This window comes from Streptomyces phyllanthi (genome assembly GCF_009377205.1).
Classification (GTDB): domain Bacteria; phylum Actinomycetota; class Actinomycetes; order Streptomycetales; family Streptomycetaceae; genus Streptomyces; species Streptomyces phyllanthi.
The window spans coordinates 1-1,171 of the sequence record NZ_VJZE01000923.1 but is presented as its reverse complement, the minus strand read 5'-3'; the positions used below and the strand labels follow the sequence as shown (position 1 = coordinate 1,171).

Here is a 1,171-nt window from a genome sequence, read left to right as displayed (position 1 = left end):
CCCCCGTCACCCGCCCCGAGGAGATCGCCACCGCGGGCACCACGGCTCCCGACCTCCTGGACGCGGTACGCCTGGTCCTGAGCAGGTCCCCCGACGGCGTGTCCCGGACCGTGGGGGAGAGCCGATGACCGGCATGAGAGGCAGCCGTCCCCGCACGCTCGTCGTCCGCCTGGACAGCGCGGGTGACGTGCTGCTGGCGGGCCCCGCCGTACGCGCCGTGGCGGCCGGCTCCTCGTACACGGCACTGCTGTGCGGGACGCAGGGCGCGGCGGCGGGCCGGCTGCTCCCCGGCGTGGACGACGTGCTCACCTACGACGCCCCCTGGGTGGGGTTCACTCCGGCGCAGGTGTCGCGGACGGCCACGCGGCAGCTGCTCCTGGCGCTGGAGGACGCCCGCTTCGACCGCGCCCTGGTGCTCGTGTCGTACCACCAGAGCCCGCTGCCGGCCGCGCTGCTGGTGAAACTGGCCGGGGTCGGCTGGACGGCCGCCGACAGCGAGGACTACCCGGGTACCCTGCTCGACCTGCGGCACCGCCGGCTGCCCCACCGCCACGAGGCACTGGCCGCGCTGGACCTGGCATGGGCCGCCGGGTTCGCGCTGCCGCCCGGCGACGACGGCAGGCTGCACGTCGAGTCCCCGCCCGACACCACGCGCCTCACCGGGGCCGGACCCTATGTCGTGCTCCACCCCGGCGCCGCCGTACCCGCGCGCGCGTGGACCCCGGAGCGGGCCGCGCGTGCCGTGACCGCGCTCGCCGCCGAAGGGCATCGAGTGGTGGTCACCGGAGGCCCCGGGGAGCGGGACCTGACCGCGAAGGTCGCCGGGGACCACGGCCTCGACCTCGGCGGCGCCACCGACCTGCGGCAGCTGGCCGGCGTCCTGGCCGGGGCGCGCGTGGCGGTGACCGGCAACACCGGGCCCGCGCACCTCGCCGCGGCGGTGGGCACTCCGGTCGTCAGCCTGTTCGCGCCCGTGGTGTCGGCCGAGCGCTGGGCCCCGTACGGGGTGCCGCACATCCTGCTCGGCGACCAGCTCGCGGCGTGCGCCAACAGCAGGTCCCGCCACTGCCCGGTGCCGGGACACCCCTGCCTGGACGGGATCGGCGACGCCGAGGTGCTCGCCGCCGTGGCGTCCCTCGGGGAGGGCCGGGCCGCGCCGGAGCGACAACGG

Annotated in this window: 1 protein-coding gene; it reads left to right on the top strand. The window is 77.5% G+C overall.

The genetic code is table 11. The annotated features are described in order from the left end of the window. Positions 1–124: 124 nt before the first annotated feature. Positions 125–1,171, top strand: a 1,047-nt coding sequence (locus FNH04_RS46155; protein WP_152792173.1) for a glycosyltransferase family 9 protein, incomplete at its 3' end; no start/stop codon positions are given.